Raw genomic sequence first — 23,082 nt, 5'->3', positions numbered from 1 at the left:
TTGTGCCGAAGCTGAATAAGAAAACAAGAAGGAAGCTGATCCGTGTGATCGGCTTCCTTCTTGTTTTAGATCCCATGAAATATAATCTATCTAGTTACGATCGAACGGGGAGGCTTATTTCATAATATGTATAAGATTGTATTTTTTGATGTGGACGGTACTCTAGTGAGTGAAATTGATAGAAGTATCCCACTTAGCACGATAGAAGCAATTGAGAAGTTGATAGAGAAAGGAATTAAAGTCGTAGTTGCAACAGGGAGACCACATAACTTATGTGAAGAGTTCAAGTCTATGGGCATTGATACCTTTATTTCTGCTAACGGTGCGCTTGTCAAATGTAAGGATAACGTTATCTATAAATCAACGCTTTCAACAGAAACCGTGCGGGAACTCTCGGCTTTTGCTGAGTTGAACGGACATGGCATGTCCTTTTTCACCGAACTTTTAACCATGAACGGAATGGGTTCCGAGGATGAGCGCGTTATGAAGGCATTAAAGGAGACTTTGAGTCTTACACAATATCCCGAAAAAATGAGCGCTCTGCCAGAGGAGGTTTACTGTATATGCTTGTATGCGGACGAAAATGAAGCGCAAAAATTCCAAGATAGATTTCCTGAATTATGGTTCGAACGTTTTCACGGATACGTTATGAATGTGCTTGAAGAAACAAAAGTTTCTAAATCAACGGCGATTAAACAGGTGCTGGATTATCTGAATATTTGCAAGTCAGAGGCTATCGCGTTTGGTGACGGTGGGAATGATATCGACATGTTGGAGTATGTGGGATTGGGCATTGCGATGGGAAACGGTGCGGAACAGTTAAAACAAAAAGCCGATTTTGTTACAAAAAAAGCAAGTGAAGGCGGGATAGCCTACGCATTAAAGAAATTTGGTGTCATTTAAGCTTGCAGCAAACGAGTTGAAGAAAAATTAATAGCGATCATTTGTACAAAACTAACAGCGACAGCCCAAGACTTTATCAGTCTATGGCTGCGGCTGCTTTATGGATTGTGGGGTATCCACACATAGAACTGCATGTGATTTCTGGTTCTTACTGCCCTAGAAGAGCCGGCACAATAAATCGGCCGAAAACATTTGCAGGAGAGCCTTTTTTGTACTTATCCGCGGTGATAACGGCAACCAGCTCGTAAGCAGGAACTACAATGATATGCTGCCCTTTAAAGCCGAGTGCAAAATAATAAGGGATCTCGTTCGGCTGTTGCTCTGAACCTGCATTGAATTGGGATACCCACCAATGCCAGCCGTAGAATCCTTTTTGCGGATGATTGGCTTCAACGTAAGGGCGAGTAGATTGCTGAATTGTATCTGGAAAAAGGATCTGCTGATCCTTCCAGCGTCCCTCTTGCAAATAAAGTAAGCCGAATTTCAGCATATCCTCCGGCTTCAGATGAAGTCCGAACCCACCGGTATGTATGCCTTGCGGATCGCTCTCCCAGTGATAGCTTTGAATGCCAAGTGGTTGAAACAGCTGGTCTTCGGCAAATTCTGCAACCGCCTGTCCAGCACAATCACGCAGGATTGCGGACAAGAGCTGAGAGGAGCCTGAGTTATAAGTCATCACGGTTCCTGGTGTATGAGCTAATGGCTGTGCAAGCACAAATTTTATCCAGTCTGCGGTTTTAGTCATGGCCGGAAAAGAATTCTGCCCACCAAACTCTGTCCAGTTAAAGCCTCCGGTCATCGTTAATAAGTGTTCGATAGTGATCTCACTTTTACGTGGGTCACGATCTTCTTTTAATGAAGGAAAAAATAAAGAAATAGGTGTGTCTGGAGGTGGAATCATTTGTTTATCTATGGCTATGCAAACTAAGGCGGAGAGTACGCTTTTGGTGCACGAGTTGATTTTGCCAAGCTCTTCAGCGATTTGTGGATCGCGGTAATGCTCCAGTATGGGTTCTCCATTTTGAACGATTAGACAACTGCGAATGTCTAGGTTAGTAATACCGTCAATAAGCGGCTGAAGGTTCCAGTCAGTAATGTCGGTGACCCCCTTTCTAGATGAATTATAGCTGCAACTGTTTACCATTATAGCTCACATCACAAAAATGTCGTAATTTCCTGTCGTTAAATAATTATGGAAAATACAAGAAAATATCTGTATAATAATATGAATCACGTGTTAGAGGAGGATGAATTCTTTTGAAAAGCAATAGTACTCTTTTTGTTCATCAAACAGCTAAAACGGTATTAATCACTTCCGTTGCACTCGCGTTACTCTTACCCCCTGGCTTAGCCGCAGCCGATTCTATATCTGTTAGCAGCAACACTTCCGTAACGCAGGTTAGTACGCAATCAGCGGCTCCAGCTACGACTACGAAATCTGAGGCTGATCCTGCAAAAGTGAAATTCACGCAGGAGCAAGCCATTGCAAAGTTAAAAGAACTATTCCCATCTCTAAAAGATGCAACTGTAAACAATGTTCAACTGGGATCTAACCAAAGCTACCCAGCTCCAGCAAATCAAATGATCTGGCATATTCAGTGGCAGGTTCAAGAAGGGAATATAGGATATGGTTTTAGCAGTGAGGTAGACGCCATTAATGGTGATATCATCAACACCTATCTCTCATTCTCCCAGGAGAAGAACGAATCCTATTATCCACCGAAAGTATCGCAGACTCAGGCATTGGAGATCGCCAAGACTTTTGTGGCTAAGGCAGCCTCATCGGTTAAGAGCAGTGAGCTGCAATTAAATGAGAATGTTGGTTATAGTTATTTTTCGGAATCATTATTCGGTCCTGTTCAATATGGATATAACTTCAGTATTCTGAAAAATGGTATTCCTTCTGGATCGGACAGCATTAACATAGTTGTGGATGGTAACGGAACTGTAACGCAATTCTCTAAGTCTTCTCAAGGGCTTGAGTACCCGTCTGCACAGCCCAAGATTACCTTGGAGCAAGCACAGAAGCAATTTGCGGAACAGTTTGATGTGGGCCTATTTTACATTCCTATTTATAAGAACGGAAAACCTAACAACTGGATCCTAGGCTGGCGTCCAATAGATCAGTCTCTATATCCTATCGATGCATTAACGGGCAAGCGGATAGATTATGAAGGAAAAGAATCCGTATCCACCTCAGTCGTGTATTCAGAAGTAGCGAAGAGCAAGGATGTTTTTCAGGCAAGAAGTTCTAGTACAGAGCTTTCTGCAAAAGAAGCAGCACAGCTTGTAGAGAAGGTTGCTTATATCCCGGCAGATCGTAAATTGATCTCGCAAACCTTGAGAAATGACTATCAGGATTCAGATCGAAAAATCTGGCAGCTATACTGGGGCAGTAATGGAAATGATCGTTACATTGGTGCTGGCTTTCCAGAACAATCCTCTGCTGAGATCGATGCAAAGACCGGTGAAGTATTGCAGTACCAGGTTCAAGCTTATGGTGCTATTCAGGATAAGAAGAAGGAAGAGCCGGCACCTGCTGGAGGTAAGAAGCTTAGTGAGGCTGAAGCGAAGGTGAAAGCGCTTAGTATAATTAATAGTCTATATCCTCAGGCGAGCCAGAAGCTAAAGCTGGTAGAATACGGGGATAATTCGAGTTTGACTTCAGACGGATCAGGATATGGATACCAGTTTATTAGATATCATCAAGGAATTCCTGTGAGTGACAGCACCATTACGGTAAGTTTGGATCTTTACGGCAGACTGACTTCTTACATGGGGAATCGGATAAGCGGTATCGATGGAATCACATTATCGCCTGATGCAACAATTTCCAAGAAAGAAGCGCTCGAAAGTTATAAGCCTAAATATCAGACTAAGCTGAAATATACTCAGGTTGGTGGATACAATACTTATAGTAACTATGTCGCACCGAAGGTGAAGCTGGTATATGATACAACCTTTGATGAATCTAACGGATTGAATCAGGTTTTGGATGCAGCCACTGGAAAATGGGTTGCGGTGTATGATTACCTCGGTCAGCAGGATGCTCAACTATCTGCAACGGATATCAAAGGTCATGCAGCAGAGCGGGAATTATCAGAATTGGTAAACCACCATGTGATTACACCGGATGCCGATGGCAAAGTGAACCCGGATCAAGAAATAACTGTCGGTGATTGGTTATCCTATCTTGCCAAAGCTTCTAGTCCGAATTTCACCAATTATTATAATAATAATGAACGAAAAACTGTGGCAGGCGTGAAGCCAGAGAATTCATATTATGATGCAGTTATTTTTGCAGCAGATCGTAAATGGATCAGTAAGGATGAAAGCCTGCAAGTAGAGAGTAAGTTAACCCGGGAACAGCTTGCTGTTCATCTGGCTAATTTCTTGAAATACAATAAACTCACAGCTTATCTTGATAAAGATGTGACTGTAAGTCAGTTTAGTGATAGCTCAGCTATAAACAATAAGGGGGCCGTGGCTCTTGTTGTGAAATTGGGACTCTTAAAGGATGACAACGGCAAGTTTAATCCGCAGCAGAATGTAACAAAAGCGCTGGCGGCTTCGGTGATCATGAAGCTAGTTGAGCTGCAAGGAAAGACTGATCAGATCATTGGTCAATAAGTGTTAAAAAGACAGCCAGGCAGCGATTCTCCGACGATTGGAGAATCGCTGCCTGGTTTTTTAGTTTGCAGCGCGACGGATTGACTAAAGCATCTCTATCTGGCAAATGCAGTTTCCAGTATTCTCTTAGCATTTTTTGTGCGCCGATTTTTGCTGGAATCCGCAAAATAACTGCATTCTATACAGCTATTTCTTATGCGAAAGGTGAATTGTATCTTTAATTGCATTCTCTGCAACTAAAAACTGGAGAATCCACCTATCGGCGAGAAAAGTAAGGATATAAGTGTACGAAATACACTTATATCCTTTGGCCGAGTGATTTGATGCATTATAAGTGTACTAAATACAATTAAACGCGTAATACCGCGTAATTCAATGCGTAATTCAACGCTTAATTTATCCTCAGTCCATTCCTCAGCGTAATCCTCAACGCAATCCTCAGTCCATTCCGCCTACACTATGCAACCGCCGGCTCACTATATAGGTAATCTTGATGGCTAAAATTCTTATGGGATAGCATAAGGATCAGCCTCTTTTTTGTGTAATTAATTACCAATACATAGACACTTACAAACTCACAGTATTATGATAATCAGAGTGACCCTAAAGCGGAGCTTTGTTAGGCGAACATGAATAGGTAAAGAAAAGATACCGAATGTAAACGGTTCACACTCGCTGTGTTAACGCTTTCTTCTTACAATTAGGATATAGAAAATAAGGGAGGTTCAATAGATGAAAAGAAAGATTAAAGGCTTGCCTTTAATGGCATCGGCCATTGTTTTATCATTAGTTTTCAGTGGTTGCTCCAGCAATAATAGTGGAAACAGTAGTAGTACCGCAGAGGGAAACACTAGTGCGCAAACGGAAATGGAAGGCGGCCCTTTAACCAAATATGATCCGCCGATCAAACTTCGCTCCACGATGAACGAAACAGGCAAAGAGACGTTGGCGCAGGGCGATACACATTCCAATAACATCTGGACCAGAGGATACGAGGAAGAGCTTGGGATTAAAGTGTCCTATGACTGGATTGTGGCTGATGCTAACTATAACGATAAAATGAATGTTACCTTGGCGAGCGGGGATTTACCTGATTTGTTAAAGGTGTCCACGGTGCAATTCGAGCAGCTTTATGAAGCTGGCATGTTGGAGGATTTGACCGGGGTATTTGATAAATATGCTTCGGATCTTGTCAAAGAATATTACGCTGAAGAGGACGGAGCAGGGCTTAAGCCGGTTACGAAAGATGGAAAACTGATGGCGATGGTAAGCTTCCCGGGTTCGCTGGATTCCTCTGATATGATATGGATTCGAAAAGACTGGATGGACAAGCTGAATTTGGCAGAGCCAACATCCATGCAGGATATTATTAAGATTGCAGAAGACTTTACATTTAAAGATCCAGACGGAAATGGCAAACAGGATACTTACGGCATTTCGTTGAACAAGGACTTGCCAATCAATGCGTTTCTACTCGGGTACCATGCTTACCTGGAAACTTGGATCAAAAACGCCGATGGCGAGGTTGTGAATGGTACGATTCAACCGGAGGTAAAGGCTGGACTTGCGGAGCTGCAAAGATTGTATAAAGAAGGAGTCATTGATCCAGAGTTTGGGGTAAAAGACTTTGCCAAAGCGATGGAGGATGTGAATGCTGGTAAATCCGGTATGTTATTTTTGCCGCAATGGGCCCCTTTCCAAGTAAAGGACATGATTAAAAAGGATCAAAATGTTAACTGGGTGCCTTATCCAGTACAATCTATTGATGACCAACCTGCCAAAACTCAAAACCATCTTACGATTGGAGGCGTATTCGCGGTCCGTAAGGGCTACGAGCATCCGGAGGCATTGATCAAGCTGCTTAACTTCCAAGCAGAGAAAATGTTTGGGGAGTCCGCTAAAACGGAACGGGCAAAATATTTGAACGGGGACACAGGTCTGGGCTTCCAAAACGCGGTTGTATCCAACCTCCCACCGAACAAAAATGTAAAGGCACAGGATGAAGTGGAAAAAGCCCTTGAATCGGGAGATACCTCAAACATGGGCCTTGAAGCTAAATTATTCTATGATGATATTCAAAGCTACCGCGGTGGAGATCTTGATAAATGGCATATGGAACGGATCTTTGGGCCGCTTAGCTCACAATCGGTTATCAAACACTACCGCGACAATGACTTGGTGTTGATGAATGAGTTCATTTATGCCCCAACTAAAACGATGAACAGCAAAGCGGCTACCTTGGATAAACTGCGTGCAGAGACCTTTGTCAAAATCATTTACGGAAGTCTTCCTATCGATGAATTCGACAAATTCGTAGCCAACTGGAAAAAGCTCGGTGGAGATCAAATAACGAAAGAAGTAAATGATATCGTAAAAGCAAACTAGTAAAAACGACGCAGAAGAGGACTGCCCCTAGTCATGATAATGACAAACGGGCAGTTCTTTTTTTGGCTGAACAGCTATTCGGTTCGATAACCAGGTCAACAAAAGATACTTAAAGTCAATACGCTACACTATTAAGGCAATTTGGGGCTGCTCTATAATTGAGATACAAGGAGGAGAAAGCATATGCACTTTAATACTAAGCAATTTCTACGTAATATTCCGCTCCATTTAATGATTTTACCTGCCTTAATAGTAATCATTATTTTTAGTTATATTCCGATGGCTGGCCTTGTAATTGCCTTCCAGAATTTTTCCCCGATTTCAGGGTTTAAGAATATGAACTGGACAGGGCTCGAAAACTTTCGTTATTTGTTTGAGCTTCCCGGTTTTGGTCAGGTCGTATGGAATACTGTATTTATCTCCGTCATGAAAATTATTGCTGGGCTGACCGTGCCAGTTATAGCGGCTTTATTGCTTAATGAGGTTCGTGTAAACGGCTTCAAACGTTCGATTCAGACGATTATTTATATGCCGCACTTTTTCTCATGGGTTATCTTGGGCGGGATTATCGTAGATGTACTGTCTCCGAGCAGCGGGATTGTCAACATGCTTTTAAAAGCACTAGGCATGCAGCCTATTCAATTTCTAGCGGACAATAGCTGGTTCCCATACGTACTAGTGATCACAGATCAATGGAAGGAGTTTGGATTCGGGACGATTATTTATTTGGCGGCTTTAACCAGCATTGACTCCTCTCTTTATGAAGCTGCTGTAATCGATGGTGCCGGAAGATGGAAGCAGACCTGGCATATTACGCTTCCGGGTATTCGCCCGATTATGATCCTGATGCTTACACTCAGCCTTGGCAACGTCCTGAATGGGGGATTTGACCAAGTGTTCAACCTCTACAACCCGCTAGTGTATGAATCAGGCGATATTTTGGACACGATGATTTACCGAATTGGTCTACAGGATGCTCAGTACTCTGTATCGACCGCACTAGGATTGATAAAATCGGTAGTTTCCTTCGTATTTATCGGGCTGGGTTATTATCTGGCGTATCGTTTTGCTAAATATCGGATTTTTTAGATAGAAAGGAGTGGACTAAATGCACCATACTTCAACTGCTTATCGTTGGTTTCTCCGCTGCAATTATGTATTTCTGACTTTGCTCGCGGTGCTTTGTCTTTTTCCAATCGTGAATATTCTGGCGATCTCTTTCAGCTCCAGCGCAGCTGTTAACGCGGGTAGCGTAACCTTCTGGCCTGTGGATTTCACTCTTTCTTCCTATAAATATATCCTTCAGAACAACCAGTTCATTCACTCCTTCGGAACTAGTCTGCTCCGGGTAGTGCTTGGGGTATCCGTTAACTTGTTGTTTACGATTCTAGTAGCTTATCCGCTGTCTAAAGAGGCAAAGTCCTTCCGCTCACGGACCGTGTATGCCTGGATTTTTGTGTTCACGATGCTCTTCAGCGGGGGTCTGATTCCTGGCTATTTAATTGTAAAAGAAATGGGGCTGCTGGATAGCATCTGGTCGCTTGTTATACCGGGCGCGGTGCCGATCTTTAATGTTCTGCTCATGCTCAATTTCTTCAGAGGTTTGCCAAAAGAATTGGAGGAAGCCGCATGGATGGATGGCGCGGGACACTTACGCACGTTATGGAGTGTGTATCTGCCGGTATCTATGCCAAGTATTGCGACCATTACGTTGTTCGCTTTGGTGGGTCACTGGAATGCATGGTTCGATGGTATGATTTATATGAGAAGCCCGGAACATTATCCGCTGGCCACCTATTTACAATCCATACTTCAGCAGGTATCGATCCAGACTGAAAATATTACTTTTGAACAAGCTGCGTTATTAAATCAAATCTCAGACCGTACAACGCAAGCCTCCCAGATCTTCTTGTCTATCATTCCGATCCTGGCGATTTATCCGTTCCTGCAAAGATATTTTGTGCATGGACTAGTCGTGGGTAGTGTAAAGGGTTAAACTGGACTGGACCTAAAAATAAGAAGGAGCCTGAACATGGCTCCTTCTTTATTATTATTCGATAGAAGAGGGAGAAAATTCCAATGAAATCATTCTCCATCGGGTGGAACCCCGATTCCATTGTGATCAAGCTGATCGGAGCTTTCCTATTGGTCATGCTTCCACTCTGCGCGCTGAGTATATCTATTACCTACTATAGCTCCAACCAAATGCAAGCTGAAGTGGAGAGGGCGAACGAATCAAAGGTTCATTTTTACTACAGCCATCTTGAATTTGAGCTGCAACGGATAACGGGCTTAGTCACGGAGTACTCTCAGGATGAAACTCTGGCTACTTTCAGTACCCGTATTCCAATTATGAGCCGGTACGAAGTGGATTCTAATCTGAACAATATATACACCAAGCTAAAACAAATCAAAGAAACCAGTCCTTATATTAGTGATGTTGTGTATTATGTACCGGAAATTAATAAGCGGGTTAGCGCTGCGGTGGGGGTTAGGGATGTCACCAACGAGGAATGGCAAAGTCTGCTGGCCACTATGGGCAATCTGAAGGGTGCTTTATCTAAATACGAAGATGACTTATATTTACTGCGTAGTAATCCTTATAACCTGGATCGCAATCTTTCACCTAATTTTTTGCTGGGAGTGAAGCTTTCCTCACCTGAGCTTGAGTTGCGTTTGAAAGAATTTGCGGTATCAGGGGGGAGCGATATTACGTTAGCCTTCGGCAATAACGATTATGTGATATCAACTTCTGACCAGAAGCCCAGGTTGTTCCCCATAGAGAAACCACTAAATAGTGAAGAGACTGTAAGTGTGCAGCGGTATCGTTTTGATAATTCTTTTTACTATTCGCTCTACGATCACAGCAATAACTTTAGGCTGACCGCAAATATTCCCAATACGGTGCTCATGAAGCCGATTCAAGTCTACTCATTGCTGCTGTGGCTGTTGTTCGTTGTCTCGATAGTGATCATTATCTTGTTCTCTTTATGGACGTACAGGATGATTCATCGCCCGATGTCTATTCTTATCAGGGGGTTTAAGAAAGCGGAGCAGGGGCAGACGGGGATCTTTATTACTCACTCCCGCAGGGATGAGTTTGGGTATCTATATTCTCGTTTCAATGAGATGCTGAAGCATTTAAATACACTGATCGATGAGAACTACGTGCAGCGTATCCGGACAGGGGAAGCGGAGCTTAAACATCTACAATCGCAGATCACGCCTCATTTTCTCTACAACAGTCTATTTAGCATAAAACAGATGGCTGAGGTGGAAAATGTAGAGCTGATCAAGGAGTTCTCTGATTATTTAGGGCAATATTTTCGGTACATGACCCGGGATTCCGCCCAGGAGGTTACTTTGCAGCAAGAGCAGGAGCATGCTTTGGTCTATCTGGCTATACAGCGGATTCGTTTTGGCGCGAGAATTAGAGCTGAAGTGGATGAGATTGCAGCGGATTGCCGGGACATCAAAGTCCCACGGGTTCTCCTGCAGCCCATCATTGAAAATGTATTCGAGCATGGGCTTAAGCAAAAAAGCAGCAATGGCCTATTAAAAATGAGTTATGAAAAAGTTGAGCATACGCTGACTATTATAATAGAAGATAACGGTGACTCACTTAGTGAGGACAAGTTAAATCTCTTGCAGCGCCAGTTCTCCGAGCAGAATGCCATTCAGGGGGAGATCACGGGTTTATTAAATGTAAATCAGAGATTGAGGATCAAATTTGGTTCCCCTTATGGCTTGCAGGCAGAGAGAAGCAGTTTGGGCGGACTTTGTGTAAGAGTCAATTTACCGCTTAAAGGGGACGTGCAGGATGCAACGAATGATGATAGTTGATGATGAGCCTAATATTTTGGATGGGCTGTACGAATTTTTTGTAAAGGCAGATTTTAAAGATTTGGAGATCATAAAGGTTCATTCAGCGGATCATGCCATAGACTGGCTTAATACCGTAAAAATAGATATTGTGCTTAGTGACATCTGTATGCCAGGTATGGATGGGATGGCGTTAATTCAGGAAATTGTCGACCGCTGGCCACGTTGTAAAGTAATTCTGCTGACAGGACATAATGAATTCGATTTTGCCCATCAGGCGATCCGAAATCCATGTGTAGTTGACTATTTATTGAAGACAGAGGGGATGGATAAAATTCGTGCCGCTGTGGAGCTGACTTTGGAGAAAATATCTTCAGAAGAGGATTATTTCTATAAAAGCCAGTGGCTTCGCGACAAGCTCCCGCGCGCGCTGCCCCAGTTACAGCAGCAATTATTACACGATATTCTAAGACGCACCGAACGGATAGACCGGCAGAGCTTGCAGGTTGAATTCGACGCCATTCAGCTCCCGTTCAACGCGGATGGACCCGTCCTGCCTATTATTCTGCGAATGGAGGCTTGGCGAAATTATGAAACGGCTTCAGACCGGAGCTTAATTCGTTATGCGGTCGCCAATATTGCGGAGGAGCTGCTCAGCGACAAGGTTGAAGTTAAGGCTGTGGATCTGGATCCGGGGACGATAGCTTGTTTTGTTCAGGCTAAAAGTGAAAGTGTATCCTCAATCAAGGAAGAAGAGCTCTGGTTAAAAACGCTCCGCTTCGTCCACGGAACAATGGAATCCGTTCAGCAAGCCTGTGGCAAATGTCTGCAACTATCTGTGTCTATCATCGCCAGTGATCAGGAAGTGCATTGGCATGAGCTGAACTATACCTTGAACCGTTTACGATTAGCCATTTTTGATAGCCCCGGACTTGGGATGGAAAAGCTGCTGAGGATAAATACCAAGGAAGTGAGCCCAAGTCCAGGTTCTATGCATAATCGAAATGCAACAGCGGAACTACTGCTCGACTATTTAAAACAACGGCTGCTTGAAGGTGATCTCGATTGGGGCACATCTTTTCGCAAATGGGTGGAGCTCTCGGGGGAAGGTGGGCCGGAGGATCCTTTTTTGAGATTAAGATTAATGTCTGGGATCAGCAACACCCTGCTGCAGACTTTACAAGAATTAGGTTTAACGGAAAAAGCACATAGCGGTATGAATTTATCACGCATGTTATATTTTAATATCAATACACACTGGTCGGATGTCATCTCTTTTTATCACACGTTTTTTGAATGGATTATCTCGAACAGAAGCGCTACCTATAAACATGATGAATCGAATATCCTGTCCATGATCCACCAATATATTAAATCCCATCTGGCCGATGATTTGTCCTTAACCCGGATTGCGCAGGAAGTCTCACTTAATCCGTCCTATCTGTCACGCTGGTATAAAAGAACGACAGGGAAGGGGATTTCTGATTATATTCTGGAGAAAAAAGTGGAGCTGAGTAAGGAGCTGCTGCTTGGAACTGCTCTAAAAATGCACGAGATCTCCGGCCAGCTCGGGTTTAGTGATCAGCACTATTTTTTTCGATTCTTCAAAAAAACCGTTGGCTGTACGCCGCAGGAATATCGAGAGCAAAAACGAGGATAAATAGCATACCCCGAAAGACGGACACCTGTTCAGAAGGTGCATCTTTCGGGGTATGGTTTGTGGCTGTATTTTAACGATTATTTACCGAGTTGTTTGTCTACTTCTCGAACCGGATTCTCGCCAACATTCTCTTCAACCTTGTGGCTACTCATAAACCAGCCGATTACAGCGATGAGTACGAGCACAACGTAGAAGGTGGCTTTCCACCAGGTACTATGAGCGAAATCTTCGGACAGAACACCAAGTGAAGGGTGCGCCAATGTAATGACTGACAGCTTAACACCCACCCAACCTACGATAAAGAAGGCTGCAATTTCAAGTCCTGGACGGGAATGCAACAGCTTAACGAAGAAGGAAGCTGCGAAACGCATAATGACCAGACCGATAAATCCACCGGCAAAGATGACGAGGAATTGTCCACCATCAAGGCCTCCGATTTTTGGAAGACCACTTGCAGGAAGCGCAACCGCGAGTGCAACTGCGGCTAGGATGGAATCGACCGCGAAGGCGATGTCAGCAACTTCTACCTTCAGAACAGTAAACCAAAAGCTGGATTTCTTTTTATTGACCGCACCGTCAGTGCCGCTTTCAGCAGCTTCATCTGTGACGGGCTTTTTAAACAACAGTTTTCGGAAAATATGATTACCCGCGATAAATAATAAATAAATCGCGCCGATGGCTTGTACTTGCCAGATATCGACCAGATAGGAGATGACAAATAGCGAACCGAATCGGAACACGAAGGCTCCTGCTAATCCGTAAAACAGCGCTTTTTTTCTTTCCTCATCAGGAAGGTGCTTAACCATAATTGCCAATACCAATGCGTTATCTGCGGCGAGTAGTCCCTCTAGTGCTACCAGAACAAGCAATACCCAACCGTACTCTAATAATAATCCCCAATCCATTACTGTTGTCCTCCCTTTTTGAATGCAAATATCTACCAAAAGATATCTACCCTACCATTTTAACCAAATTTATATAAAAAAGACCTTTACCAAACAGATTAGCCTTTGGAATAAAGGTCTAACCTGATTGGTAAAGGTCTCGCTAACAATGTGAATTGCCAATAAAGCCGGAGAATATCCTCATATTCTCGTATTGACGACTTTATTTAACAGCTACTCCCCTTTACGGGATATATTAAATTTTTAAGATTATTCAATGTGTTCTTGCCTAAAGAGATCATATACGAGATGAAAGTCATTGTCAATAAAAGTTGCAGAAATAAATGGATTCTATCTTTTAAGAATCCTTAAAATGGCCAGAAACATGACATGATGACGGAGAATCAACAGAGATTGAATAAAATGGAAACGGAAACATGATAGATATAGGTTATATAAACTAACATTTAATATGACGAAACTGCAAACATAAGGAAAAACAGGACTTAAAAAGGGAAAACTCGATTGACGATGTAGGTTGATGAAAATATGATGAAACTAATCAAAGCGATCAAGCGAGAAATATGTTAACTAAAATCACATCAGTTGTTCTATCAGAGTGAGTTTTACTGCGAAGAAGTACTAGTAGTTCATGCTGCATAAAATTTTTAGGAGGTGGGGAAATGCCGCAGGCGTCATCGAGGTTATCCATTGAAGCAGAGGAGGAGCTCAGCCGCCATCCCTGCTACAGTGAGGAAGCTCATCGTTTTTTTGCTAGGATGCACATCCCGGTTGCTCCCGCCTGTAACATCCAATGTAATTACTGCAACCGAAAATTCGATTGTGTGAATGAAAGCAGGCCTGGTGTAGTTAGTGAAGTGCTAACTCCAGAGCAAGCTGAACGCAAAGTGAAAGGTGTAGCCGCACAGCTGATGCAACTGTCGGTAGTTGGGATTGCAGGTCCGGGTGATCCGCTGGCGAATCCAGAACGAACCTTTGACACGTTCGAACGAGTCAAGCGGCAGGTCCCTGATGTTACCCTTTGCCTGAGTACTAATGGATTGACCCTTTACAGGCATGTAGACGCCATACTAGCGCTAGGTATCCGTCATGTCACGATCACCATCAATGCCATTGATCCCAATGTGGGCCGTGAAATTTATCCATGGGTTGTTGACGAAGGGATCCGGTACGAAGGACAAGAAGCGGCGGAGCTGCTGATCAGCCGCCAGCTTCAAGGTTTGGAGCTGCTGGCGCAGCAAGGTGTTCTTGTTAAAGTTAATTCCGTTATGATTCCAGGGGTCAATGATCATCATCTCCCTGAAGTATCGCGAACAGTTAAAGCGCTCGGGGCAACTCTGCATAATGTGACGCCTTTAATTATCGCACCGGGAAGTCAGTATGAACGGGATGGGCGCAAGGCGCCGCGTCCTAAAGAACTGCACAACCTGCAGGAAGTGCTTGGGCGCGAAGGGATGAAGGTCATGCGCCATTGTCGGCAATGCCGTGCTGATGCCATTGGGCTGCTAGGTCAGGATCGTAATCAGGATTTTATATTAGAAAAGATGGATGAAAATCCAGTTATTAATGAGCGAGCTAGAGCGCTCTTTCAACGTGAACTCGATGCCAAAATCCGTCAGCGTGTCAAAGCCAAAGAGCTAAGGCAGAACTCTTTCCAGCAAGGGCAGCACACCACCAAAGTCGCTGTTGCTACACGTGGTGGGGATAAGGTCAATCAACATTTTGGCCACGCGACAGAGTTCATGGTTTATGAAACGGATGGTATAAGCGTGAAACTGCTAGGTATCAGAAAGATTCAGGCCTATTGCCACGGTAAAGCGGATTGTAATGGGGATAAGAATGCCACGTTACAAGAAATTATTTCTATATTACAGGACTGTCAAATATTGCTCTGTTCTGGTATTGGCGATGTCCCTCGCGCCAGCTTAAATAAAGCCGGAGTATTGCCTCTGGTGCGTAAAGGTGAAATACAGGATGCGATTCTAGAAAGTGTGAAATTCAGCTCTTATTTTAAAAATATATCGATTTCGAAGGGATGATGAATGATGAGACAAATAGCTTTTTACGGTAAGGGCGGTATCGGTAAATCCACAACTTCGCAGAACACTTTGGCGCAGCTCGCCACTAAATTTGGTCAAAAAACAATGATCGTAGGCTGTGATCCTAAAGCGGACTCCACACGGCTGATTTTGAACACTAAAGCTCAGAATTCAGTGCTCCAATTGGCAGCAGAAAGAGGAACGGTTGAGGATTTGGAGCTTGAGGATGTAGTTCAGTTGGGATATGGCGACATTCTTAATGTGGAGTGTGGTGGACCTGAACCGGGTGTGGGTTGTGCCGGCCGCGGGATTATTACAGCTATTAATTTTTTGGAGCAGCAAGGGGCTTATGAAGGATTGGATTTTGTATCCTATGACGTACTTGGTGACGTGGTATGTGGTGGATTTGCAATGCCGATCCGTGAGAATAAAGCACAGGAAATTTATATCGTATGCTCCGGGGAAATGATGGCTATGTATGCGGCCAATAACATTGCGCGCGGAATTCTAAAGTATGCCAACAGCGGTGGCGTAAGATTGGGCGGTCTGATCTGCAACAGTCGTAATACGGACCGTGAGGATGAGCTCATTATGGAGCTGGCACGCCGTTTGAATACACAAATGATCCATTTTGTCCCGCGGAATAATGTGGTTCAGCATGCAGAGCTGCGAAGAATGACCGTGGCCCAATATAATCCTCATCATCAGCAAGCGAGAGAATATGAGATTTTGGCAGAAAAGATCCTGAATAACAATATGATGACAATCCCGACCCCGATTTCTATGGAAGAGCTGGAGGATTTACTCATGGAATTTGGTGTGATTGAGGATGAAGAGACGGCGCTGAAAAAGCTGAAGGCATCTGGCCAATAATTAGGTTCGTCCGGTGAACAGGAGTGGAGAGACGGCTGTTCACCGGATCACTCTAAGGGATGAGGAGGGTTCAGAATGGGGCTTAATATCGAAGATAACCAAAAGATGCTCGAAGAGATTCTTGAGGCTTACCCGGAAAAGGCACGGAAGGATCGTCAGAAGCATTTTGAAATCAATAATGAAGAGTTAATAAACTGTGGCAAATGCGCCATCAAATCGAATATGAAGTCCCGTCCGGGGGTTATGACCCAAAGAGGATGTGCTTATGCCGGTTCGAAGGGCGTGGTCTGGGGCCCGATCAAGGATATGGTGCATATCAGCCATGGTCCTGTAGGTTGTGGGCAATATAGCTGGGGAACAAGACGGAATTATGCCAACGGAACACTGGGCATTGATAATTTTACGGCTATGCAGGTGACGAGTGATTTTCAGGAGACAGATATTGTATTTGGCGGTGACAAGAAGCTTGAAGTCATTTGCCGTGAAATTAAAGAAATGTTCCCACTGGCTAAAGGAATTTCGATCCAATCAGAGTGTCCTGTGGGGCTAATCGGAGACGATATTGAAGCGGTGTCCAAAAAAATGTCTATCGAGCTAGGTATCCCAATCATTCCCGTTCGTTGTGAAGGGTTCCGTGGGGTTAGCCAATCCTTGGGTCATCATATTGCTAACGATGCGATCCGTGATTTTCTGATGGGGAAGAAGGAGCTTGCGGAATGTGGTCCTTACGATATTAATATTATCGGAGATTATAACATCGGTGGGGACGCTTGGGCTTCACGCATTTTACTGGAGGAAATGGGTCTGCGTGTTATTGCGCAGTGGTCTGGGGATGGAACCATCAATGAATTGGCGATCGCGCATAAGGCGAAGCTCAATCTGATTCACTGTCATCGCTCCATGAACTATATGGTAACGACGATGGAGAAAGCATATGGGATTCCTTGGCTGGAATACAACTTTTTCGGGCCGACCAAAACAGCTGAAAGCCTTCGAGCCATCGCCGCAAGATTTGATGAATATATTCAGGAAAACTGCGAGAAAGTCATCGCTAAGTACACGCCACAAATGGAGGCGATTATCTCTAAATTTAAACCCCGGCTGGAAGGTAAAAAGGTCATGCTGCTGGTAGGCGGATTACGTGCCCGCCATACACTGGGGGCTTATGAGGATCTGGGGATGGAGGTGGTGGGCACAGGTTATGAGTTCGCTCACAAGGATGATTACGAGAAGACATTTCCTGAACTTCCGGAAGGCACTATTATCTACGATGATCCAACCGCTTACGAGCTGGAAGAGCTTGCGCAAAGACTTGATATTGATCTGATGGGCTCGGGTGTGAAGGAGAAATATGTGTATCACAAGATGGGTATTCCTTTCCGGCAAATGCACTCTTGGGATTATAGTGGTCCTTACCATGGCTATGATGGGTTTAAGATTTTTGCTAAGGACATGGACATGACCATTAACAGCCCAGTGTGGAGCTTGATCAATTCAGGGAAAACAGGATCACTCCCTAAAAAGGAGGCGGGCGTATGAGGGACAAACTGGAGATCCCAGATTACAACACATTATTTCAAACTGAACCCTATGTGAAGCAACGTGAAGGGAAAAAAGCATTCGAGGCACCCTGCAGTGAGCAAGAGACAGCAGAAGCATTAGCCTACTCGAAGTCGTCTGAATATAAGGATAAGAATTTTGCCCGCACCTCACTGGTAGTTAATCCTCATAAAGCATGCCAGCCCCTAGGAGCCTTGATGGCTGCGCTGGGATTCGAAAAAACTCTGCCGTTTATACATGGCTCTCAAGGCTGCACTGCGTATTTTCGTAGTCATTTAAGCCGTCATTTCAAGGAGCCGACCCCCGCAGTTTCTTCCTCTATGACAGAAGATGGTGCGGTGTTTGGAGGGATGAACAATCTTATTGATGGTCTTGAAAATAGTGTGGCGCTCTATAAGCCAGAGATGATAGCTGTATCCACTACATGTATGGCTGAGGTTATAGGGGATGATCTGCAGGCTTTTATATCCAATGCCCGCCAGAAGGATGCAATTTCGAACGAAATTCCAGTGCCCTACGCCAACACGCCAAGTTTTTCCGGATCACATATTACAGGTTACGATTCCATGTTAAAGTCCATCCTCAGTACCTTGTTCATCCGCTCTGGGATTGAAGCTACCCCTGGCAGTGGAGAGGGAACTGGAGAGAAGCTGAATGTCATTTTAGGGTTTGAGCCTTATACGGGGAATTTTGCGGAAATTCGAAAAATCCTTGCCGCGTTTGATACAGGCTACACCTTCCTTGGTGACCACAGCGGAAATTTTGATTCCCCGGCTACAGGTGAATATTCCTATTATTATGGGGGAACGAAGCTGGCGGATGTGCCGAAGGCAGCTAATGCGTTGGGAACTCTTTCACTTCAGAAATATTCTGTCAAAAAAACATTGGAATACATCAGCGGCACATGGAAACAACAGACCGTTGCGATGTCGACTCCGCTGGGCATTCATGCCACAGATCGGCTAATAGAGTCTATCAGTGAATTAACGGGATTGCCCATTCCGCCTGAGCTTGTGGAAGAACGTGGCCGGGTAGTGGATGCTTTGCTCGATAGCCACCCTTATCTGCATGGCAAACGAGTGGCTTTAGTTGGCGATCCGGATTTGCTGATCGGCCTGATTGAATTCTGTCTGGAAGTGGGTATAGAGCCTATTCATATTGTGTGCTCCAATGGGGAAAACGGATTTAAAGAAGAAGCGAAAGCTCTACTTGCTGCCAGCCCCTACGGGGCAGAAACGACGGTTCATATCGGAAATGATTTGTGGCATATGCGCTCTCTGCTGATTGATGATCCTGTGGATCTTGCCATTGGAAGCTCTCATCTTAAATTTGCTGCCAAAGATGCCGACGTTCCTTTGATCCGTGTAGGCTTCCCTGTCTTTGACCGCCATCATCTGCATCGTTATCCGATTATCGGTTATCAAGGTGCCTTGAACTTGTTAACTACTATAGTAAATACAATCCTGCAGGGGTTGGATGAGGATTCATCTGGCTTCAACCACGATCTTGTTCGTTAGTAGGAGAACGTTAAGCCGAATCGTATACTTCCGATTCATTCCCTCGTCCTCATACGGAGCCGAGCGTTGGGGAGCGGCCGGAAGTGCAATATTTATCGTAGTGACACTGAATAATTGAGCATTTTAAGCGTAAGGAGTATTCAGTTACGGGAGGTGGTACGATGGAGTCCATCAGAAACGATGTATCCGACGCGCAAGCTTGCGGGAGCTTAACTCCGAAATCGAAACCATGTCCACGCCCCAAGCCGGGCGAAGCGGCTGGGGGCTGCTCCTTTGACGGAGCCCAAATCACGCTGCTGCCGATCATGGATGCTGCGCATCTTGTCCATGGGCCGGCTGCTTGTGCCGGGAATAGCTGGGAAAGTAGAGGGGCTTTGTCAAGCGGGCCTTCGCTTTCACAATACGGATTCACTACAGATCTCAACGATAACGATATTATTTTTGGCGGAGAAAAGAAACTGAAAGATAGCATTGACTATATTGCCGGGCGCTTTATGCCTCCGGCAATATTTGTATATGCGACCTGTGTGACAGCATTGATTGGCGAGGATTTGGATGCGGTATGCAAGGAAGCGGCAGGCAGATTGGGGCTTCCTGTGATCCCCGTGAACAGCCCCGGATTCGTAGGCAGTAAGAATCTTGGAAATCGGCTGGCTGGTGAAGCGCTGCTACAATATGTAATTGGCACAGGTGAACCAGAGATTGAGATTCCTTTAGGTGTGAATTTGATTGGGGAGTACAATATCGCCGGTGAAATGTGGGATATCGAGAAATTAATGAAGAGTGTTGGAATTACGCTAATGTCCAGAATTACAGGGGATGCAAGATATAAGGAAATTACATGGGCACATCATGCAAAAGTGAATATGGTTGTGTGCAGCCGTGCATTGTTAGGTCTGGCAAAAGAAATGGAGGCAAGATACCACATTCCTTATTTCGAAGGCTCCTTCTATGGGGCCAAGGAGACAACTTATTCCTTACGTCAAATGGCTTATTTGCTGAATGACCGTGAGATGGAGCGGCGTGTGGATCGGTTGACGGAACGAGAGGAAAGCAGACTGATTCAGGAGCTGCGGCCCTACCGCAAGCTGCTTAAAGGAAAGAAAGCAGTTCTCTATACGGGTGGAGTAAAAAGCTGGTCGATTATTTCCGCACTGAAGGAGTTAGGCGTTCAGGTGGTAGGTGTAGGCACGAACAAAAGCACGGAAGATGATGTACGGCGTATAGCGGATCGTGTTGGTGATGACACCGAATATATCCCGGAGGGCGGGGCAAGCCGAATTATCAAAACCGTCCGGGATCGTAAGGCAGATATTATGATTGCTGGCGGACGGAATATGTATGTGGCAATGAAAGAGCAAATTCCGTTTATCGATATTAATCAAGAAAGACACAAGGCCTATGCTGGTTACGAAGGTTTACTAAGGCTGGCTAAGGAGCTGACGTATTCTCTTGCTAATCCAATCTGGAAGCTGGCTGCCAGTGCCGCTCCCTGGGATAAGGAGGAACCTTCCTATGACCGTTAACAAAAGGAGTAAACCTACTTCAGTTAATGCAATCAAAATCGGTCAATCCCTTGGTTCCGTACTGGCATTTCAGGGTTGCTACAAGGCATTGCCTATTGTGCATGGCGCGCAAGGTTGTTCCGCATTTCCGAAGGCGCTGCTTACCCGGCATTTTCGCGAGCCTATAGCCGTACAGACCTCTGCTTTGCAGGAGATGGATGTAATCTTTGATGCGAATCGTAATTTAGAGGAAGCTCTAAATACCATACTCAGTAAACACCGACCAGACATTATAGGCATTATTGGGACTGAGCTGACGGATGTGGCTGGAGTGGATTATCAATCCATGCTCAAGACCTATAAAAGGGAGCGGAACATGCGGGGTGGGCTTGCTTTTTCCGTCACCTTACCTGACTTTCGTGGTTCATTGGAATCGGGGTTCAGTTCTACCGTGGAGGCGATGCTTGATGAGATGATTCAGCAGGTAGGCCATCGGGGTTCAAGGAGTGTGAATTCACGTCAGATTACCCTCTTGCCGGGATCGTTTCTGACGCCGGGTGATGTGATGGAGCTGAAAGAAATGATATCCTCCTTCGGTTTTGAGGTAATCGCTGTACCTGATATATCGACCTCTTTGTCTGGGCATCTGCTGACAGGATTTTCACCGCTAACAAGAGGTGGGGTGCCTCTAGATTCGATGCTGCAAAGCTTGCATTCGGGTCTAACCCTTGCCATCGGCGGAAGTATGGAGCGTCCAGCTAGAAGACTGCATAATGCGCTGGGAACTCCCTACAAAGTATTCGAGAGTGCTATGGGGCTTAAAGCAACGGATGATATTTTGCAATTTCTGCATCAAATTAGCGGGGAGCCGGTACAGCTTCGTTATTGCTGGCAACGAGAGAATTTATTGGATAGCATGCTGGATGCTCATTTTCAATTTGCGGGAATGTCTGCACTTGTTGCGCTGGAGCCGGATCATTTGTACACCGTATCTTCTTGGCTCGAAGAGCTGGGGGTGGAGCAAAAGGCCCTGGTCACTTCCTATGAAACTCCTTTGGTGGTTGAGATGGAACGAGAGGTATGGGTCGGTGATCTGGATGATGTTGAGTTTTTGGGTAAAGGTGCAGATTTATGGATCGGTAACTCACATGGGTTAAATGGAGCGGCGCGGTTAGATGCAGCATTTATGGCGGCTGGATTTCCCGTTTGGAATGAGCTTGGTGCTTATATGGCCACTTCTGTAGGGTATCGGGGAGCGATGGAATGGACGAATAAAGCGGCGAATCTGTTAATGCGAAGGGAGGAGGAACATCGTGAAAGTAGCATTCGCTACAGAGGATGGAATTAGAGTGAATGCCCATTTTGGGCAGAGTCCGATGTTCGCAATTTATAAAGTTACCAAAAGTGGCGGGGAGCTTATAGGTCTTCGTAAACTGCCAACGATTCTCAATCAGGATGAAGCAGGCAAAATAGAGAGTCGTCTGGAGGTGGTAGAGGATTGCACGCTAATATTCATCATGCAGATTGGAGCCTCAGCAGCGGCAAGAGTCACACGTCGTAAAATTATGCCGGTAAAGGTTCCACCAGGCAGTCCTATTGATGAGCAAGTGAAGCGGATTGTTGAAATGCTACAGGGCAAACCACCAATGTGGCTAGCCAAGGTATTACATGCTGAAAATGAAGCGGAAGGGGCGAGTGTAGATGGATCCCATAGCTAATGAGAGTGCTGCATTAATGGGCCGGGTTGCTCCGGAAGCATCAGCATTAAAACACCGTAGTCGAACCACGGAGAAAGAGCTGGATAAAGATATAGCAGAGATGTTCATACGGCGGTTGTGTCAATTGCTTGATACAGAAGACTTTTTTGGAAGACATGCTTCTCTTTCACCACAGAAGAAGATCGAACGATTGTTTCTCGCTTCCCCTGAAGATAAGAACAAATCTGATTTTAACTGCGCGGTTTCTCCAAAAGTCCGTTTGCAGGTTCCTCTCTTGTTTCAGGCGGTGGCGGGCGTGATCGAGGAGAAGAGTGGGGTTCTGGTTCAGAGTTCATCTGAAATAAACGGGGAAGGATTTGGGCGTGCTCTTTTATATAGTGATCGGATTATTCTTGTGTTAAAAAGCTTGAGAGCAGGTTTTCCGTTTCCTTTTACCTCTGAGGAGAAAGTAATTCGCTACGGCGTTGCTTATGTAGAAGAAGGGTTAGCCTTTATGGATAAATTTAATGAAATGACAGCTCTTTATGGAACGGATGGTCTGGAGGGTTAGATTCCAATGATGCAG

At 44.8% G+C, this 23,082-nt stretch carries 17 protein-coding genes; 15 read left to right on the top strand and 2 right to left on the bottom strand.

What is annotated here, in order from left to right; genetic code table 11:
- Nucleotides 1–126 precede the first annotated feature (126 nt).
- On the top strand, nt 127–903 hold the full coding sequence (locus MKY14_RS15860; protein ID WP_076310370.1) for a Cof-type HAD-IIB family hydrolase: 777 nt from the start codon (nt 127–129) through the stop codon (nt 901–903).
- A 148-nt stretch (nt 904–1,051) separates the two neighbouring features.
- Here MKY14_RS15860 and MKY14_RS15855 read toward each other — a convergent pair whose 3' ends face one another.
- Nucleotides 1,052–1,999 carry a serine hydrolase domain-containing protein gene (locus MKY14_RS15855; RefSeq protein ID WP_445669873.1) on the bottom strand — a complete coding sequence of 316 codons (948 nt, stop codon included), beginning with the start codon at nt 1,997–1,999 and terminating at the stop codon, nt 1,052–1,054.
- 161 nt (nt 2,000–2,160) lie between these two features.
- Here MKY14_RS15855 and MKY14_RS15850 point away from each other — a divergent pair, with 161 nt between their 5' ends.
- From MKY14_RS15850 to MKY14_RS15825, 6 genes are all read left to right on the top strand, one after another.
- Nucleotides 2,161–4,533 carry a YcdB/YcdC domain-containing protein gene (locus MKY14_RS15850; RefSeq protein WP_340976826.1) on the top strand — a complete coding sequence of 791 codons (2,373 nt, stop codon included), beginning with the start codon at nt 2,161–2,163 and terminating at the stop codon, nt 4,531–4,533.
- A gap of 732 nt (nt 4,534–5,265) precedes the next feature.
- Nucleotides 5,266–6,918: an extracellular solute-binding protein gene (locus MKY14_RS15845; protein WP_076194604.1), complete on the top strand. Its 1,653-nt coding sequence runs from the start codon at nt 5,266–5,268 to the stop codon at nt 6,916–6,918.
- A gap of 183 nt (nt 6,919–7,101) precedes the next feature.
- Nucleotides 7,102–8,007, top strand: a complete 906-nt coding sequence (locus tag MKY14_RS15840; protein ID WP_036679607.1) for an ABC transporter permease — start codon at nt 7,102–7,104, stop codon at nt 8,005–8,007.
- 19 nt (nt 8,008–8,026) lie between these two features.
- Complete coding sequence (locus tag MKY14_RS15835) at nt 8,027–8,914, top strand: carbohydrate ABC transporter permease (RefSeq protein ID WP_038573097.1); 888 nt, start codon at nt 8,027–8,029, stop codon at nt 8,912–8,914.
- 83 nt (nt 8,915–8,997) lie between these two features.
- Nucleotides 8,998–10,761 carry a sensor histidine kinase gene (locus MKY14_RS15830; protein WP_076129182.1) on the top strand — a complete coding sequence of 588 codons (1,764 nt, stop codon included), beginning with the start codon at nt 8,998–9,000 and terminating at the stop codon, nt 10,759–10,761.
- Complete coding sequence (locus MKY14_RS15825; RefSeq protein WP_340976825.1) at nt 10,739–12,400, top strand: response regulator transcription factor; 1,662 nt, start codon at nt 10,739–10,741, stop codon at nt 12,398–12,400. Before MKY14_RS15830 ends, MKY14_RS15825 begins: the two co-directional genes overlap by 23 nt.
- A gap of 77 nt (nt 12,401–12,477) precedes the next feature.
- Here MKY14_RS15825 and MKY14_RS15820 read toward each other — a convergent pair whose 3' ends face one another.
- Complete coding sequence (locus tag MKY14_RS15820; protein ID WP_036679597.1) at nt 12,478–13,305, bottom strand: TerC family protein; 828 nt, start codon at nt 13,303–13,305, stop codon at nt 12,478–12,480.
- Between the two features lie 662 nt (nt 13,306–13,967).
- Here MKY14_RS15820 and nifB point away from each other — a divergent pair.
- The 8 genes from nifB (at nt 13,968) to MKY14_RS15780 (ending at nt 23,067) form a co-directional block, all read left to right on the top strand.
- A complete protein-coding gene (gene nifB / locus MKY14_RS15815; RefSeq protein ID WP_340976823.1) occupies nt 13,968–15,344 on the top strand; it encodes a nitrogenase cofactor biosynthesis protein NifB in 1,377 nt (458 codons plus the stop codon).
- 3 nt (nt 15,345–15,347) lie between these two features.
- Nucleotides 15,348–16,217, top strand: a complete 870-nt coding sequence (gene nifH, locus MKY14_RS15810; protein ID WP_235219430.1) for a nitrogenase iron protein — start codon at nt 15,348–15,350, stop codon at nt 16,215–16,217.
- A gap of 75 nt (nt 16,218–16,292) precedes the next feature.
- Complete coding sequence (gene nifD / locus MKY14_RS15805; protein ID WP_076129186.1) at nt 16,293–17,756, top strand: nitrogenase molybdenum-iron protein alpha chain; 1,464 nt, start codon at nt 16,293–16,295, stop codon at nt 17,754–17,756.
- The gene (gene nifK, locus MKY14_RS15800; protein ID WP_076308822.1) at nt 17,753–19,294 is read left to right on the top strand and encodes a nitrogenase molybdenum-iron protein subunit beta; all 1,542 of its coding nucleotides are present in this window, start codon (nt 17,753–17,755) and stop codon (nt 19,292–19,294) included. The genes nifD and nifK overlap by 4 nt, the downstream gene beginning before the upstream one ends.
- A gap of 161 nt (nt 19,295–19,455) precedes the next feature.
- A complete protein-coding gene (gene nifE, locus MKY14_RS15795; RefSeq protein WP_340976821.1) occupies nt 19,456–20,820 on the top strand; it encodes a nitrogenase iron-molybdenum cofactor biosynthesis protein NifE in 1,365 nt (454 codons plus the stop codon).
- Nucleotides 20,810–22,147 (top strand): nitrogenase iron-molybdenum cofactor biosynthesis protein NifN, encoded by a 1,338-nt coding sequence (gene nifN / locus MKY14_RS15790; RefSeq protein WP_340976820.1) that lies wholly within the window; start codon nt 20,810–20,812, stop codon nt 22,145–22,147. Before nifE ends, nifN begins: the two co-directional genes overlap by 11 nt.
- Nucleotides 22,113–22,517 carry a NifB/NifX family molybdenum-iron cluster-binding protein gene (locus MKY14_RS15785; protein WP_076186358.1) on the top strand — a complete coding sequence of 135 codons (405 nt, stop codon included), beginning with the start codon at nt 22,113–22,115 and terminating at the stop codon, nt 22,515–22,517. The genes nifN and MKY14_RS15785 overlap by 35 nt, the downstream gene beginning before the upstream one ends.
- Complete coding sequence (locus MKY14_RS15780) at nt 22,501–23,067, top strand: DUF269 domain-containing protein (protein ID WP_340976819.1); 567 nt, start codon at nt 22,501–22,503, stop codon at nt 23,065–23,067. The genes MKY14_RS15785 and MKY14_RS15780 overlap by 17 nt, the downstream gene beginning before the upstream one ends.
- Nucleotides 23,068–23,082 lie beyond the last annotated feature (15 nt).

The organism is Paenibacillus sp. FSL R5-0887 (genome assembly GCF_038002305.1).
In the GTDB taxonomy this organism is placed as follows: domain Bacteria; phylum Bacillota; class Bacilli; order Paenibacillales; family Paenibacillaceae; genus Paenibacillus_AQ; species Paenibacillus_AQ odorifer.
The sequence above is the reverse complement of the archived record's forward strand: the minus strand, read 5'-3'. Positions and strand labels throughout refer to the sequence as shown.

Bases quoted from the DNA above. Each gene is read 5' to 3' on its own strand.
- MKY14_RS15860 (WP_076310370.1), top strand. From the start codon at position 127: ATGTATAAGATTGTATTTTTTGATGTGGACGGTACTCTAGTGAGTGAA.
- MKY14_RS15845 (WP_076194604.1), top strand. From the start codon at position 5,266: ATGAAAAGAAAGATTAAAGGCTTGCCTTTAATGGCATCGGCCATTGTT.
- MKY14_RS15840 (WP_036679607.1), top strand. From the start codon at position 7,102: ATGCACTTTAATACTAAGCAATTTCTACGTAATATTCCGCTCCATTTA.
- MKY14_RS15835 (WP_038573097.1), top strand. From the start codon at position 8,027: ATGCACCATACTTCAACTGCTTATCGTTGGTTTCTCCGCTGCAATTAT.
- MKY14_RS15830 (WP_076129182.1), top strand. From the start codon at position 8,998: ATGAAATCATTCTCCATCGGGTGGAACCCCGATTCCATTGTGATCAAG.
- MKY14_RS15825 (WP_340976825.1), top strand. From the start codon at position 10,739: ATGCAACGAATGATGATAGTTGATGATGAGCCTAATATTTTGGATGGG.
- MKY14_RS15820 (WP_036679597.1), bottom strand. From the start codon at position 13,305: ATGGATTGGGGATTATTATTAGAGTACGGTTGGGTATTGCTTGTTCTG.
- nifB (WP_340976823.1), top strand. From the start codon at position 13,968: ATGCCGCAGGCGTCATCGAGGTTATCCATTGAAGCAGAGGAGGAGCTC.
- nifH (WP_235219430.1), top strand. From the start codon at position 15,348: ATGATGAGACAAATAGCTTTTTACGGTAAGGGCGGTATCGGTAAATCC.
- nifD (WP_076129186.1), top strand. From the start codon at position 16,293: ATGGGGCTTAATATCGAAGATAACCAAAAGATGCTCGAAGAGATTCTT.
- nifK (WP_076308822.1), top strand. From the start codon at position 17,753: ATGAGGGACAAACTGGAGATCCCAGATTACAACACATTATTTCAAACT.
- nifE (WP_340976821.1), top strand. From the start codon at position 19,456: ATGGAGTCCATCAGAAACGATGTATCCGACGCGCAAGCTTGCGGGAGC.
- nifN (WP_340976820.1), top strand. From the start codon at position 20,810: ATGACCGTTAACAAAAGGAGTAAACCTACTTCAGTTAATGCAATCAAA.
- MKY14_RS15780 (WP_340976819.1), top strand. From the start codon at position 22,501: ATGGATCCCATAGCTAATGAGAGTGCTGCATTAATGGGCCGGGTTGCT.